Below are 14,912 nucleotides of genomic sequence, written 5' to 3' on the forward strand. Positions count from 1 at the left end.
TAGGGCTGGTAAAGTTGCCGTTTGCCGCTTGGGGTTTTGTTACAAGGGCGGGGGAGTACACTCGGGGGTGTTGAATTTCCTGCCAGAGATGGGGATGCCCATGCAACATATCGATCGGATTATCCGCTCCAAGAACGTCTTTACCGCGCAAGACGGCATCGATACCGCCCGCGAGCTGGCGATTGCCATCGCAGGCGACCGTATCGTCGCAGTCGGTGCGCCCGATGACGTGATTGCCGCCGCGCCTGCCGCCACGCCGGTTATCGACTACGGCGAGCAGTTTGTCTGCCCAGGTTTCCATGACGCTCATCTGCACTTCTTCCATACCTCGGTCGGCTCCTCGCCGTACATGCTCATGGATATGGGCACGTCCGAGGCGGCGCTGGTGCAACACGCGCTCGAGTTTTCCCAGGACCTGCCCGACGACGCTTGGGTTGTGACTCAGGGCTGGCGCGACTACCGTTGGGACCCGCCCGAGCATCCTACCAAGGCGTCGCTCGATGCGGCATTCCCCGATCGCCCCTGCGTTATGTATTCGGGCGACGGGCACACGCTGTGGCTCAACAGCCGCGCACTCGAAGCCCTCGGCGTCACGCGTGACAGCGAGCCGCCAGCGGGCGGTAGTTACGACAAAGACTCAAACGGTGAGCTTACGGGTATCGTCCACGAGGCAGCTGCTATGCAGCTGCTGCCGCGCTGCCTGGAGTGGCTGGGCGAGGACCGCATCGCGAGCGCTTACGCCGACCAGATGAAGCGTATGGCCGAGCAAGGCATCACCTCAATCTGCGATATGTCGCTCATGCCCATGCCGGGCTGCGACTTTATTCGCGACGATGTTTACGACAAGCTGCAGGCCGCCGGCAAGCTGGGCATCCGCGCCCATCTATTTCCCACGCTGCTGGATGACCAATCGCGCTTGGAAGAACTCCAGACCCGCTACGCGAACAACGCGCTGCTCTCGGCGCCAGGCTTTAAACAGTTCTTCGACGGCGTGTCGAGCGAGCATACCGCATACCTCACTGAGCCCTATACCAACCCGCGCTTCCCGGGCGACCAGGGCCGCCTGACGGTCCCTGTCGAGCGTATGCGCAAGTTGGTTTTGGCGGCAGCCGAGCGTGACCATACCGTGCGCATCCACGTTATCGGCGATGGTGCCATCCATGCTGCGCTCGATATCTTTGAGGAGGCGGCAGAGCTCTACGGCTTGCCCCAGCACGGCCATAATACGCTTGAGCATTTGGAGAATCTGCTGCCCGAGGACATCGATCGTCTGCGCAAGCTCAACGTCATTGCCTCGAGCCAGCCCTGCCACATCACGCTCGACCCGGGTGGCCCGGAGCGCGACCTGGGCCCGGAACGCAGCCGCATCATGTGGCCGTTCGCGACCTATAAGCAGCGCGGCATCCGCCAGGCCTTCGGCACCGATAGCCCCATCACGGCCGTTACCAGCATGAACGTGCTCTACACGGCTATCACGCGCCAAGACCCCCGCAGCCACTGGCCCGAGGGCGGCTGGTTACCGAGCGAGCGTATCGACGCGGCAACGGCCCTGCGCAACTACACCCTGGGCAGCGCCTATGCAGCAGGTGACGAGCAAAATCTCGGCAGCCTGGAGCCCGGTAAATACGCCGACCTGGTAGTCCTAGACCAAAACCCACTCACCATCGACCCCCAAGAACTCCAAGCCACCAAAGTTCAGGCCACCTACCTGGCAGGTAACGTAATCTACGAGCGCTAACCCCATCCGCATCGCCATTTTGCTGCACTGACTTTTCCGAATGCCGGGCCCGAATTATTTACTCAGCCCCCGTGTGGCTCCGGAGGGGCGGGGCATAAGGTTTATCGCGAGTTCCGCACGAGCCGAAGGCCACTTAATGTGGCCTTCGTGCGAGCAGGACTGCCCGAGCAGGAAACCTTATGCCCCGCCCCTCCGGAGCCACACGGGGGCCGCGCACAAGTTATCCCCCGGCATTCAGAAAATCTAAGTGCCAAAAAATAAGATTTTTTGACTCCGTGTTGTATAACCCGCCATTCGTGGGTACCATTCAACGCGTACGCAAACAAAAGGGTTAGTGCGCGCGGCATAACCGCGCAACCCAAAAAGGAGGAGACAAGCATGTCGTCTTTGAAGCCGCTTGCAGATCGTGTTCTGGTCAAGCCCGACGAGGCCGAGCAGAAGACCGCTTCTGGTCTGTATATCGCCAGCAACGCTCAGGAGAAGCCGCAGCGCGGCACCATCGTTGCCGTTGGCGCCGGCAAGGTCAACGACAAGGGTGAGCGCATCCCCATGGACGTCAAGGTCGGCGACGTTGTCATCTACGGTAAGTTCGGTGGCAACGAGGTCAAGGTCGACGGCGAGAAGTATCTGCTGATGCGCGCCGACGACATCTACGCCGTCGTCGAGGCCTAGGCTTCAACCGGAATCGCACGATTCGTCTTTGAACGCGTCCGCCGCAAATGACTCGGTGCGGCGGCGCGAGTCACGTTTCTTTTGGAGGATTACCTACCATGGCAAAGAACATTACGTTCAACACCGATGCCCGCGCTAAGCTTGCCAAGGGCGTCAACACTCTGGCCGACGCCGTTACCGTCACCATGGGCCCCAAGGGCCGCTACGTTGCGCTGCAGCGCACGTTCGGTGCTCCGACCATCACCAACGACGGCGTTTCTGTCGCCAAGGAGATCGAGCTCGAGGACAACATCGAGAACATGGGCGCTCAGCTGGTGAAGGAGGTCGCCACCAAGACCAACGACACCGTGGGTGACGGCACCACCACCGCAACCCTGCTCGCTCAAGCCATCGTCAACGACGGTCTGCGCAACGTCGCCGCTGGCGCCAACCCGCTGGCCATCCGTCGCGGCATCGACAAGGCCGTCAACGCCGCCGTCGCCGAGATGAAGAAGCAGGCCAAGCCGGTCGAGACCAAGGAGCAGATTGCTTCCGTCGGTACCATCTCCGCCGGTGACCCCGAGGTCGGCGAGAAGATCGCCGAGGCCATGGAGGTCGTGGGCAAGGACGGCGTCATCACCGTCGAGGATTCCCAGACGTTCGACATCACCATCGACACCGTCGAGGGCATGCAGTTCGACAAGGGCTACGTCTCCGCTTACTTCGTCACGGATAACGACCGCATGGAGGCCGTGATGAAGGATCCGTACATCCTCATCACCGACCAGAAGATCTCCAGCGTCCAGGACATCATGCCTGTTCTCGAGGCTGTCCAGCGCGCTGGCCGTGGCCTGCTCATCATCGCTGAGGACATCGATGGCGAGGCTCTGCCGACCCTCGTCCTCAACAAGATCCGTGGCGCCCTCAACGTCTGCGCCGTCAAGGCCCCGGGCTACGGCGATCGCCGCAAGCGCATCCTCGAGGACATCGCCGTCCTCACCGGCGGCCAGGCTGCCCTGGACGAGCTGGGCGTGAAGGTCGCTGACATCACCGCAGATATGCTCGGTACCGCTAAGTCCGTCACCATCTCCAAGGACAACACCGTCGTCGTCGGTGGTGCTGGCTCCAAGGAGGCCATCGACGCTCGTATCGCTCAGATCAAGGGTGAGATGGAGAACACCACCTCTGACTTCGACCGTGAGAAGCTCCAGGAGCGCCTGGCCAAGCTCTCCGGTGGCGTTGCCGTCATCAAGGTCGGCGCTGCTACCGAGTCCGAGCTCAAGGAGATCAAGCACCGCGTCGAGGACGCCCTGCAGGCAACTCGCGCTGCTGTCGAGGAGGGCATTGTCGCCGGCGGCGGCGTCGCCTTCATGGACGCTGCTCCTGCGCTCGACGCTGTTGAGCTCGACGACCCCGAGGAGAAGATCGGCGTCGACATCGTCAAGAAGGCTCTGACCGCTCCGGTCGCTACCATTGCCAAGAACGCTGGCTTTGAGGGCGCTGTCGTGGTCGACAAGGTTGCCGAGCTGCCCGCCGGCCAGGGTCTCAACTCTGCCAACGGCGAGTGGGGCGACATGATCGAGATGGGCGTCCTCGACCCCGTCAAGGTCAGCCGCGTCACCCTGCAGAACGCTGCTTCTGTCGCCAGCCTGATCCTCATCACCGAGGCCACCGTCTCCGATGTGCCCAAGAATACTCAGCTTGAGGACGCTATCGCTGCTGCCACCGCTGGTCAGCAGGGCGGCGGTATGTACTAAGGCCGACAAGGTCTAGAACTCCCACCGGGAATCCGGGGGCGTGACGGGGGCTTCCCTCCGGAACGTCCTCGGACATGCAAAGAGGCTCCGCATCGCGCTTCGCGCTGCGGAGCCTCTTTGCGTCCTGCGGAATGTTCCGGAGGGAAGCCCCCGTCACGCCCCCGGATTCCCTGCGTTTACGGCCTTGAGGTCGGCGGGCGGAGAAGGACGTGGTCGATAGGGATACGTGTCCCCTTCGCTGTTTCGCGCTTTGCGCGAAAGGCGCGCTACTTTGGGATGGATGGGGAACGTGGTTGTTGCGGTGGCTTTTCCCTTTTGCTGTTTCGCGGCTTTGCCGCGAAAAGCGCAGCACTTTGGGATGGGCGGGTACGTTATTGTCGCGCTGCTCTGTCCCGGCTGCATTTCTAGAGCGTTTCCCCCGCCATAAATTACCCTCGGCATACTTGCGTGAAAACCTGCTCGTGCTACACTTGCAAGTGCTGTTTCAGGGCGGGGTGGAATTCCCCACTGGCGGTAAATCGGGCGGTGCCAAAGGGGTGCCGTGGCGTAGGCGAGGTGCCTGCGTTCGTGCCGATGAGTCCGCGACCCGTGTGTGCGTTGGTTCGCATACCGGCTGAACTGGTGAGATCCCAGTACCAACGGTTAGAGTCCGGATGAAAGAGGCAGGTGATCTTATGTCTGAACAGTCGCAGCATATCCATTTTGAGAACACGAATAGGTGGAGCACCAAACAGCTCGTTACCATGGCGCTGATGTGTGCCTTGGGCGCCCTGTTTATGTACGTGCAGCTGCCTATCCTTCCTTCGGCGCCGTTTTTGACGTATGACCCGTCGCTGGTGCCGGCGATGGTGTGTGGATTTGCGTACGGCCCTGGTGCCGGCACTGCCGTTGCCGCTATGGCGATCGTTATCCATGCGCTCACCACGGGTGACTGGGTCGGCGCGCTTATGAACCTGGTGGCTACGCTGGGCTATATTCTCCCCGCGGCTATCGTGTACCAGAAGATGCATACCTATAAGGGTGCTGTGATTGGCCTGGCGCTCGGCGTCATTGCCGCTACGGCGTTGTCTATGGTCGCGAACCTGACCATTGGCGTATGGTTCTGGTATGGCTCGGTCGATGTGATCGCACCGCTCATGATTCCTGCCGTGCTGCCGTTCAACCTTATCAAGACCGTGCTTAACTCGGTGTTGACACTGGCGGTGTATAAAGTGGTCTCCAACCTCATCACGCCTAAAAAGGACCAGGTCAAAGGCCGCGCATGATTGAGTGTCGGGGCGTTTCCTTTAGCTATGACGGTGCCGTGCCGGCACTCGACGGCGTCGATCTAAACATCGAGGATGGCGAGTTTTTCTGCATCCTCGGTGGTAATGGGTCGGGCAAGTCGACGTTTGCCAAGCACCTGAATGCGCTGCTACAGCCCGATGCGGGAACGGTGTGCGTCAACGGCATGGACGCGTCCGATCCCGAGCTGGTCTACGACATCCGCTCGACTGCTGGCATGGTGTTCCAGAATCCCGACGACCAGCTTGTGGCGACGCTTGTCGAGGACGACGTTGCGTTTGGTCCCGAGAACTTAGGGGTCGAATCGGCCCAGACCGCACCGCGCGTGCGCGAGGCGCTGAAGGCCGTGGGTCTGGTGGGCTTTGAGCGCCACGAGACCCATGCACTCTCGGGTGGCCAAAAGCAGCGCGTGGCGCTTGCCGGCGTGCTCGCCATGGAGCCGCGCGTGCTCATCTTGGATGAGGCGTCCTCGATGCTCGATCCGCGTGGACGCAAGGGCCTCATGAAGGCTTGCCGCGCGTTGCATGATCGTGGCATGACCATCGTGATGATTACGCACTTTATGGAAGAGGCCGCCGAGGCCGATCGTGTCGCGGTGTTTCGGGCGGGGCGCGTTGCCATGCTCGGTACGCCCGAGGAAATCTTGACGCGAGCGGACGAACTTGCGCAGCTCAACTTGGATATGCCGGCGTCGTGCTGTCTAGGTAGGGCACTTCGTGAGAAGGGCGTATCCGTTTGCGCACAGGTGCGTGAGGCGGATATGGTCGCTGAGATTGCGCAGGCTTATGCCGAGCGAAGTGGGGCAGGCACCGCGGGACAGTCTTCCGCATCCCAGTTGGAAATCGCTGACGGCACTGTTCCGGTAGACAACGAGGGCAACGCGTCGGAGCCCGTCATCGAGCTATCCCATGTTTCGTACAGTTATTCGCTCAGTCCGCGCGAGCGCCGCCGCTGGCATAAGCGCTCGGTCACTGCGGGCAAATCGAACAAACAGACCCTCTGGGGCAACGACCCTAGCAGCCCGTGGGCGCTGCGCGATGTATCGCTGACGGTGCGTCGCGGCGAGTTCCTGGGCTTAGCAGGTCATACCGGTTCGGGTAAGTCGACGCTGGTCCAGCATCTCAACGGTTTGATTCGCCCCCAGGAGGGATTCGTTCGCGCGCTGGGGCTCGACCTGGCAAACAAGAAAGATGCCGCTGCGGTTAAGGCCAAGGTCGGCGTGGTGTTTCAATATCCCGAGCGTCAGCTGTTTGCCGAAACCGTGACGCAGGACGTGGCGTTTGGCCCGCACAACCTTGGCTTGCCGCAAGATGAAGTCGACCGTCGCGTCGAGTCGTCGCTCTCGCGCGTGGGCCTCGACCTTTCCACGGTCGGCGACAAGAGTCCCTTTGAGCTTTCGGGCGGTCAGCAACGGCGTGTGGCATTCGCCGGTGTGCTCGCCATGGAGCCCGAAGTCCTGGTGCTCGATGAACCCATGGCGGGGCTCGATCCGGCTGCGCGCAGGGATTTCCTTGAGCTTATCGATCGACTTCACCGCGATGGCCTGACCGTTGTCATGGTTTCGCATAGTATGGATGACCTGGCCAACTGCTGCGACCGCATCGTCGTGATGAACGAAGGTGCGGTGTTTGCCGAGGGAACCCCCGCGCAGGTGTTTGCACATGCCGATGAGCTCAAGTCGATCGGCTTGGGCGTTCCCGCCGCCCAGCGCATGGCGTTGGCGCTCGCGGAGGCGGGCGTGCCGCTGCGTTGCAGCGGGCTCTATACGGTTGAGTCGCTGGCCGACGAGCTGGCAGATTTGCTGATCGGTCGCTCAGACGGTCCTTCTAACGTCGCGGACATTGCTAAATCCAAGACGGTCGCGCGAGAGGAGGGCTGCTAATGGAGGCGTTTTCGTTTGGCAGCTACTATCCGAGCGATAGTGCGATCCATCGCCTGGATCCGCGCACCAAGCTGCTCCTGGGCTTTGTGTTTTTAATCACGACGCTGACCGTCGGCGGCTTCCGCGGACTGGCTCCTGTCGCAATTTTCGTCGTGCTGATCTATGCCGTGTCCCGGGTGCCGGCTCGTCGCGTTCTGTCGTCGATGGCGCCGCTGCTGGCAATCGTCGTCGTGGTCGCGGTGCTCAACTTGTTTACCGATCAGAGTGGGCGCATCCTGTGGCAGCTCGGCTTTCTGCAGATAAGCGAGGGCTCACTGCGTTCTGCCGCCTTTATGGCGTGTCGCCTGACCCTGATGATGGCCGGCATGAGCGCCATTACGCTCACCACGCCTACGCTCGACCTCACCGCGGGCTTTGAGCGTCTGCTCGCACCGTTTGCGCGCGTGGGGCTCCCTGCGCATGAGCTCGGCATGATCATGGGCATCGCGTTGCGCTTTATGCCGCAGTTTGCCACCGAGATGAAGCAGACGGCGGACGCGCAGGCAAGCCGCGGTGCACGCGTAACGGGTGGCCCGCTCGGCGGCGTGCGTATGCTCGGCAGTGTGGCGATTCCACTGTTCACGGGCGTGTTCCGTCATGCCGAGACGTTGTCTGCCGCCATGGATGCACGCTGCTATCACGGCGAGCAGGGCCGCACGCGTCTGCATGCGCTTGCATTTCGCCGCGGGGATGCGCTGGCTGCGGTTGTGACGATGCTGCTGTTTGCGTGTGTCATCGTCGTCAACCTTCAACTTGTTTAGGCGCGATTCGAGCGCAAGAAAGGGGTCCCTATGACCGACAACGACCGCACGGCTCAGCTTGAGCGCGCCTGTTCGTATCTCAGGCGCATTCCGGCGTGGTATCTGGCCACGACCGATGTGACCGACGGGCATCAGCCTCGCGTGAGGCCGTTTTCGTTTGCCATGGTCGATGACGGTAAGCTGTGGTTTTGCACGTCGCGCGACAAGGATGTGTGGGCGGAGCTGAGTGCGAATCCCAAGTTTGAGCTCTCGGGCTGGAAGCCGGGGGAATGTTGGATCGTGTTGACCGGCGAGGCCGCACTTGAGGACGACGCGGTTGCGAGCGACAAGGTGCGTCAAGCGGGTTTTAAGCACATGGTGGGCATCGGCGAGGAACACGAGAGTGCCAACGACGGCCGCCTTGCTTTCTTTTCGGTCCGCAACATTGCCGCGCGCTTCTGTGATATCGACGGCAGCGAGGAGCGCCTGGAGCTCTAGAGCGTCTCAAATTAACTACCCGTTCCGAATTAGCTAGCGCCAGGAGGACACATGGACGGATTGAATACGGTGTTGGAGTATCTGACGTCGGTGCCGGCATGGTATTTGGCGACGAGCGTTGACGGACAGCCTCATGTGCGTCCGTTTTCGTTTGCGCAGATCCAGGATGGCAAGCTGTGGTTTGTAACAGCGCGCACCAAAGATGTGTGGCAAGAGCTGCTGCAAAACCAGCGCTTTGAGGCCACGAGTTGGTGGCCGGGCCATGGCTGGCTCATCTTGCGCGGGCGTGCCGGCTTGGATGACCGGGCTTTAGGCGAAATGCGCGAAGCTGGGTGGAAGCATCTAGAGCGCCTGGGCGAGCACTATGAGGGGCCTAACGACCCCACGCTCGTCTTCTTTAGCGTCGAGGATCCCGAGGCTTTTATCTGCAATCACGACGAATGGGTGCCGGTCGAGCTCTAGCCAGCTGGCTCATCCTAACAACTTGGTTTTCGCATGGGCGGGCCCCGTATTGCCCGGCGCCGTTAGGAGCGCCGGTCAATACGGGGCCCGCTCCATTTGTCAATTCCTTCAAGCGAATGTGTCGGGAATGTTTCAATGCATGAATATGCAAGCCATTTACGTATTAATGCATCTTTTGGTGCTAAAGTTTCAACTCACTTCATAACGACCGCTGCGAAATGCGCATCGGTGCATAAATCGCAGACAAGGAGTCTGATATGTCTTTGAAGGTTGGAATCGTCGGCGCGGCTGGATATGCCGGAGCCGAGCTCATTCGCCTCGTCCTCGGTCATCCCGAGTTTGAACTTGCTGCCATTACGTCCAACGCCGATGCCGGCCAGCCGTTGTCTGCGGTGCACCCGAGCTTCACCGGCGTAAGCGATCTTGTCTTTACGACGCATGATGCCCCTGAGCTCAAGAACTGCGACGCGGTCTTTTTGGCCGTGCCGCACACGGCTGCCATGGCACAGGTGCCCGCGCTGCTTGCATCGGGCGTCTCCTGCTTTGATCTTTCGGCCGACTACCGTCTGAACGACGCGTCCGTTTTTGAGGCTTGGTATGCCGCCGAGCATACGAGCCCCGAGCTGCTCAAGACCCGTGCCTTCGGTCTGCCCGAGCTGTTCTGCCAGGACTTGGAGACCGCCGCATCCGACCATGCCGACGGCAAACCCGTGCTGGTCGCCTGCGCCGGTTGCTATCCCACCGCAACGAGCCTTGCCGCCGCGCCCGCCGTGCGCGCGGGCTGGGTGGCCGAGAACGGCCCCGTGATTGTCGATGCCATCAGCGGTGTGACGGGTGCCGGCAAGTCCTGCAACGCTCGTACGCATTTTTGCAGCGCCGACGAGAATTTGGAAGCATACGGCGTGGGCAAGCATCGCCACACGCCCGAAATCGAGCAGATCTTGGGCCTGACCGATCGCGTCGTCTTTACCCCGCACCTGGCACCGCTCAAGCGTGGTCTGCTCTCCACGGTGACGCTGCCGCTCGCGCCGCAGGCTCTCGACACGTTGGCTCTTGAGGATGTTGTCGACTATTACAAGCAGTTCTACGCTGGACGCACCTTTGTGCGCGTGCTCGACGCCGGCCAGCAGCCCAAGACGGCTTCGGTCGTCGGCACCAACGCCGCCCAGATTGGCCTCGCGCTCAACAAGCGCGCGGGCGTGCTGGTGGCGACGGGCGCCATCGACAATCTGTGCAAGGGCGCTGCGGGCCAAGCAGTCCAATGCGCCAATATCGTCTTTGGCTTTGACGAGCGACGAGGCTTGCCCACAGTGGCGTGCCCGGTGTAGCACATTCGATTGTTAACGATTTGGTAGTCGGGCATCGAGTGGGGCGCCACTCTTAAGCTGGTCTCATGATCACGACTGGCATGGCGCACCAACCGATGTCCGTTTTTTGTTTGATATAAGGAGTCGTAAGGACGATGAATACAGAGCAGTTCGATATCAAGATTCGTGCCGTCGAGGGTGGCATTACGGTAGCGGCCGGCTTTAAGGCCGCGGGTATTCATGCGGGTTTTCGCAAGAATCCCGAGCGCTTGGATTACGCGCTCGTCGTGCCCGATAAACCCTGTCCCGGTGCCGGCGTGTTTACGACCAATCGCTTTTGCGCAGCGCCTGTGCAGGTGAGCCGCGCCAACCTGGGCGGTGTGGGCAAGGGCTATGGCATCATCGCCGGCGTTTCAATCAACTCTGGCAATGCCAACGCCGCCACGGGTGAGACCGGCCTTGCCTGCGCGCGCGAGACGTGCAGCATCGCATCGCAGGTCATCGGCTGCGAGCCCCAGCAGATTCTGGTTGCCTCCACGGGTGTGATTGGCCAGATTCTGCCGATCGACACGTTTGAGACCGCCATTCCTGCTGCCTACGAGGCGCTCTCCGCCCACGGTGGCGCCGATGCCGCTCGCGCCATCATGACGACCGACACGCACTCCAAGGAGTACGCCGTATCCTACGTCAGTGAGGCTGCGGGTCATGCGGGCAATGTCTATACGGTAGGCGGAATGTGCAAGGGCTCGGGCATGATCATGCCCAATATGGCCACCATGATCGCAGTTATCACCACCGATGCCCCCGTCGAGCCTGCGGCACTTCATGCCCTGCTGCTCTCGACCGTCAAGCAGACCTTTAACAAGGTAACGGTCGATTCCGACACCTCGACCAACGACACCTGCATCATGCTTGCCTCCGGCGCCGCTGCCGCAGATGCCGAGCCTATCGTCGAGGGCTCCGATGCCTTTGACGAGTTGGCATTTACCGTGCACGAGGTGTGCGAGAGCCTGGCGCGCAATATCGCCGCCGATGGTGAGGGCGCATCCAAGCTTGTTACGGTCAACGTTACCGGCGCCGCCAACGACGAGGAGGCCGATATCGCCGCCCGTGCCGTTGCTAACTCGCCGCTCGTTAAGACCTGCATCGCCGGCCACGACTGCAACTGGGGCCGCGTTGCTATGGCGCTTGGCAAGTGCGGCGTGAAGTTTAATCAGGAAGACGTTTCCATCGACATGATGGGCATGCCTGTCTGTCGCGATGGTCTGACTGTTCCCTTTGACGAGGACGAGGCTCTACGACGTTTCGAGGCGCCCGAGATCGTGATCTCGGCCGACCTGGGCGCAGGCGACGCGGCAACGACCGTGTGGACCTGCGACCTCACGCATGAGTACATCTCCATTAACGGCGACTACCGTTCCTAGATTCCAGGCACGCTGCGCATCTTGCCGCGATTGCGGACAGCGGAGCACGGCGCGATAACGATACGAAAGACGAGGCAGATTATGAAATTCGCACGCGATTGTCGTTCGAACGAATCCAACGAAGCAACCGCGCAGCTGCTGTTCGAAGCGCTGCCGTGGATTAAGAACCTGACCGGTAAGACGGTTGTTATCAAATATGGCGGAGCCGCCATGGTTGATGAGCAGCTGCGCCGCGACGTGATGAGCGACATCGTGCTGCTCAAGATCATCGGCATGCGCCCTGTTATCGTGCACGGTGGCGGCAAGGCCATCAACGAGGCGCTGAGCCACTACGACATCCCCGTCGAGTTTAAGAACGGCCAGCGCGTGACCACGCCGGCGACTATGGATATCGTGCGCGAGGTGCTGGGCGGCAAGGTTAACCAGGAGCTGGTTGCCGCCATCAACCACCACGGCAACCTGGCCGTGGGCGTGTCGGGCAGCGATGCTGGCACGCTCATCGCCGAGCCGCTCGACCCCGAGCTCGGTCGCGTGGGCAAAGTGACGCACGTTAACACCGACTATATCGAGCGCTTACTCGATAGCGAGTACATCCCCGTTATCGCTACCGTCGCGGCGGGGGAGGACGGCGGTTTCTTCAACATCAACGCCGATACCGCCGCCGGTGCCGTTGCGGCAGCGCTCCACGCGCACAAGGCGATCTTTTTGACCGACGTCGACGGCCTGTACAAGGACTTTAGCGATAAAGACTCACTCATCTCCAACCTAACACTCGACGAGGTTAACGAAATGCTCTACGGCGGCGAGGTCGATAAGGGCATGATTCCCAAGCTGCGCGCGGCCGTCGATGCGCTTGCCGGCGGCGTATTTCGCGCTCACATCATCAACGGCACCACGCCGCATTCGCTGCTGCTGGAGCTGCTGACCGATGCCGGCGTCGGTACCGTGATCCATTCCACCGAGACGGCTTACGAGTTCGATACGCATCCGCATCCGCTTTCGACGTTTGCTGCGCGTCTGACCGAGAATCTTGACGAGGTCGAGAAGCTTCAGACGGTCTAGCTGACCCTCAGCCGCCCCATTCCTACACCCATAGGCCTGCGCCGTCCGGCGCTCAACGAAAGGCATCCCATGTCACTTGCAGCTCAGCAATCGCTTGAATCCCATTACGTTATGCATACCTTTGGCCGCTCTCCGGTCGAGTTTGTCGAGGGTCACGGCATGAAGCTCACCGGCGACGATGGCCGTGAGTACCTCGACTTTCTTGCCGGCATCGGCGTGTGCAGCCTAGGTCATGGCGACCCGGCTGTGCTCTCGGCGCTCGAGGCACAGACCAAAAAGCTCATGCATGTCTCCAATTACTTCTACATTGAGCAGCGCGGACAGGTCGCGGCGCTGCTGTCCAAGCTTGCTAACGACGACGTAGATGGTGCGCGCGTGCTTGCCGATGCCATTGCCGCCGGCGATGAGACCACGGCAGCTGCTCTTGGTGCCCCGGCTGCGGATGAGCAGGTTTGGGAGACCTTCTTTGCCAACTCTGGCGCCGAGGCCAACGAGGGCTCGATGAAGCTCGCGCGCCTGTACGCCAAGCGTGCCGGTAATGGCGGCAACACCATCGTGTGCATGCGCGGCGGCTTCCACGGCCGTACGCTCGAGACCATTGCCGCCACCATGCAGGATTGGCTGCAGGACAGCTTCCGCCCGCTGCCGGGTGGCTTTGTGGCCTGCACGCCCAACGATGTGGATGAGCTGCGTGCGATCTTTAAGCAGCTGGGGAGCGAAATTTGTGCCGTGATGCTCGAGCCGATCCAGGGTGAGAGCGGTGTGCATCCCATGACCGAGGAGTTTATGGCTACGGCGCGCGACCTGGCACACGAAGTGGGCGCCGTGCTTATCGCCGACGAGGTCCAGTGCGGCATCTTCCGCTCCGGCAAGCCGTTTGCGTTCCAGACCTATGGCGTGGAGCCCGACATCATGAGCCTTGCCAAGGGCATTGCTGATGGCGTGCCCATGGGTGCCGTCGTGGCGAAGAAGGAGATTGCCGACGTGTTTAAGCCGGGCGACCACGGCTCGACCTTTGGCGGTAGCTGCTTGGCCATCGCGGCGTGTGCCGCGACGCTCTCCGCGCTTGTGCGTGGCGATTATGCCGAGCATGCTGCCAAGGTGGGTGCCTATATGGAGGCAAAGCTCGCCAAGCTGCCGCACGTGACCGAGGTACGTGGTCGCGGCTTGATGCTCGGCTGTGATTTGGATGATGCCGCGGGCGACGCGCATGGTGTTGTTGCCCGCGCGCTGGCCGCCGGTGCCGTGATCAACGCTACGGGTGCGCATACGCTGCGTTTCCTGCCGCCACTCGTCTGCGAGGAAGCCGACGTGGACAGTCTGATCGAGATCCTGTCGGGTGTTTTGGGCTAACGCGGCGCAATAACTCAATTTGGACCGAGTTCCGGACTGCGGACGTGCCCTATGCGGCATGATTCAGCGGTCTGGAGCCCGTTTTGCCTTAGATTTGCTAAGGCAGGGAGACCTGCTGGTCAAAAAACATCAAATATGAGTACTGTTACCGATTTGGTAGCAGCAATTTTGGACTAATAAGGCCAGATGGCAAGTCGAAATGGCGATGAATACACGATTTTGATCTGACTGTTAGTCCTTATAATGGACATATGTTGCGTAACCTAAGCAAACACTATCTGTTTATATGTTGCAAGCAAAGTAGCAGTACTCATTTTTGCCATTATTTGGCCACGGCCTTTGTGACAGATGTGCTGGCGGGTTCGAATCCCATGCGCTGGGCCCAAAAAAGAAAGGCTCCCATTGCTGGGAGCCTATCAAATCAGTGGTGGGCGATGAGGGATGTCGCGTGCGGCTGACGCCGCCCGCTTTCGCTTCGGGCCTACGGCCCTCGCGTGCTGCGCTGGAAAACGCTTCGCGTTTCCTCAGCTCCGCACCCTTTCGGGTTCGAATCCCATGCGCTGGGCCCAAAAAAGAAAGGCCCCCATAGCTGGGAGCCTATCAAATCAGTGGTGGGCGATGAGGGATGTCGCGTGCGGCTGACGCCGCCCGCTTTCGCTTCGGGCCTACGGCCCTCGCGTGCTGCGCTGGAAAACGCTTCGCGTTTCCTCAGCTC

12 protein-coding genes and 1 riboswitch are annotated in these 14,912 nt (G+C 61.0%); all 12 genes read left to right on the top strand.

The window, feature by feature from the left end; translation table 11 throughout:
• Positions 1 to 100 precede the first annotated feature (100 nt).
• The 12 genes from AAAT03_RS06965 (at position 101) to AAAT03_RS07020 (ending at position 14,197) form a co-directional block, all read left to right on the top strand.
• Positions 101 to 1,738, top strand: a complete 1,638-nt coding sequence (locus AAAT03_RS06965) for an amidohydrolase (protein ID WP_349102954.1) — start codon at positions 101 to 103, stop codon at positions 1,736 to 1,738.
• 378 nt (positions 1,739 to 2,116) lie between these two features.
• Complete coding sequence (gene groES, locus AAAT03_RS06970; RefSeq protein WP_022094351.1) at positions 2,117 to 2,410, top strand: co-chaperone GroES; 294 nt, start codon at positions 2,117 to 2,119, stop codon at positions 2,408 to 2,410.
• Between the two features lie 98 nt (positions 2,411 to 2,508).
• The gene (gene groL, locus AAAT03_RS06975) at positions 2,509 to 4,146 is read left to right on the top strand and encodes a chaperonin GroEL (RefSeq protein WP_022094352.1); all 1,638 of its coding nucleotides are present in this window, start codon (positions 2,509 to 2,511) and stop codon (positions 4,144 to 4,146) included.
• Positions 4,147 to 4,622: 476 nt separating this feature from the next.
• Positions 4,623 to 4,815, top strand: a riboswitch (FMN riboswitch).
• A 5-nt stretch (positions 4,816 to 4,820) separates the two neighbouring features.
• A complete protein-coding gene (locus AAAT03_RS06980; protein ID WP_346971746.1) occupies positions 4,821 to 5,411 on the top strand; it encodes an ECF transporter S component in 591 nt (196 codons plus the stop codon).
• Positions 5,408 to 7,312: an energy-coupling factor transporter ATPase gene (locus tag AAAT03_RS06985; protein ID WP_349102955.1), complete on the top strand. Its 1,905-nt coding sequence runs from the start codon at positions 5,408 to 5,410 to the stop codon at positions 7,310 to 7,312. Before AAAT03_RS06980 ends, AAAT03_RS06985 begins: the two co-directional genes overlap by 4 nt.
• A complete protein-coding gene (locus AAAT03_RS06990; RefSeq protein ID WP_117563814.1) occupies positions 7,312 to 8,112 on the top strand; it encodes an energy-coupling factor transporter transmembrane component T in 801 nt (266 codons plus the stop codon). Before AAAT03_RS06985 ends, AAAT03_RS06990 begins: the two co-directional genes overlap by 1 nt.
• Before the next feature lie 30 nt (positions 8,113 to 8,142).
• Positions 8,143 to 8,589, top strand: coding sequence for a pyridoxamine 5'-phosphate oxidase family protein (locus AAAT03_RS06995; RefSeq protein ID WP_117563813.1), 447 nt, complete (start codon positions 8,143 to 8,145; stop codon positions 8,587 to 8,589).
• A 51-nt stretch (positions 8,590 to 8,640) separates the two neighbouring features.
• Complete coding sequence (locus tag AAAT03_RS07000) at positions 8,641 to 9,051, top strand: pyridoxamine 5'-phosphate oxidase family protein (RefSeq protein ID WP_117637582.1); 411 nt, start codon at positions 8,641 to 8,643, stop codon at positions 9,049 to 9,051.
• A 257-nt stretch (positions 9,052 to 9,308) separates the two neighbouring features.
• Positions 9,309 to 10,379 (top strand): N-acetyl-gamma-glutamyl-phosphate reductase, encoded by a 1,071-nt coding sequence (argC, locus tag AAAT03_RS07005; RefSeq protein WP_117774044.1) that lies wholly within the window; start codon positions 9,309 to 9,311, stop codon positions 10,377 to 10,379.
• 134 nt (positions 10,380 to 10,513) lie between these two features.
• Positions 10,514 to 11,782 (top strand): bifunctional glutamate N-acetyltransferase/amino-acid acetyltransferase ArgJ, encoded by a 1,269-nt coding sequence (argJ, locus tag AAAT03_RS07010; RefSeq protein WP_349102956.1) that lies wholly within the window; start codon positions 10,514 to 10,516, stop codon positions 11,780 to 11,782.
• Between the two features lie 81 nt (positions 11,783 to 11,863).
• Complete coding sequence (argB, locus tag AAAT03_RS07015) at positions 11,864 to 12,844, top strand: acetylglutamate kinase (protein WP_117648252.1); 981 nt, start codon at positions 11,864 to 11,866, stop codon at positions 12,842 to 12,844.
• 69 nt (positions 12,845 to 12,913) lie between these two features.
• Complete coding sequence (locus AAAT03_RS07020) at positions 12,914 to 14,197, top strand: aminotransferase class III-fold pyridoxal phosphate-dependent enzyme (RefSeq protein ID WP_117745772.1); 1,284 nt, start codon at positions 12,914 to 12,916, stop codon at positions 14,195 to 14,197.
• Positions 14,198 to 14,912: the final 715 nt, after the last annotated feature.

Source organism: Collinsella sp. CLA-AA-H167 (assembly GCF_040095305.1).
Classification (GTDB): Bacteria; Actinomycetota; Coriobacteriia; order Coriobacteriales; family Coriobacteriaceae; genus Collinsella.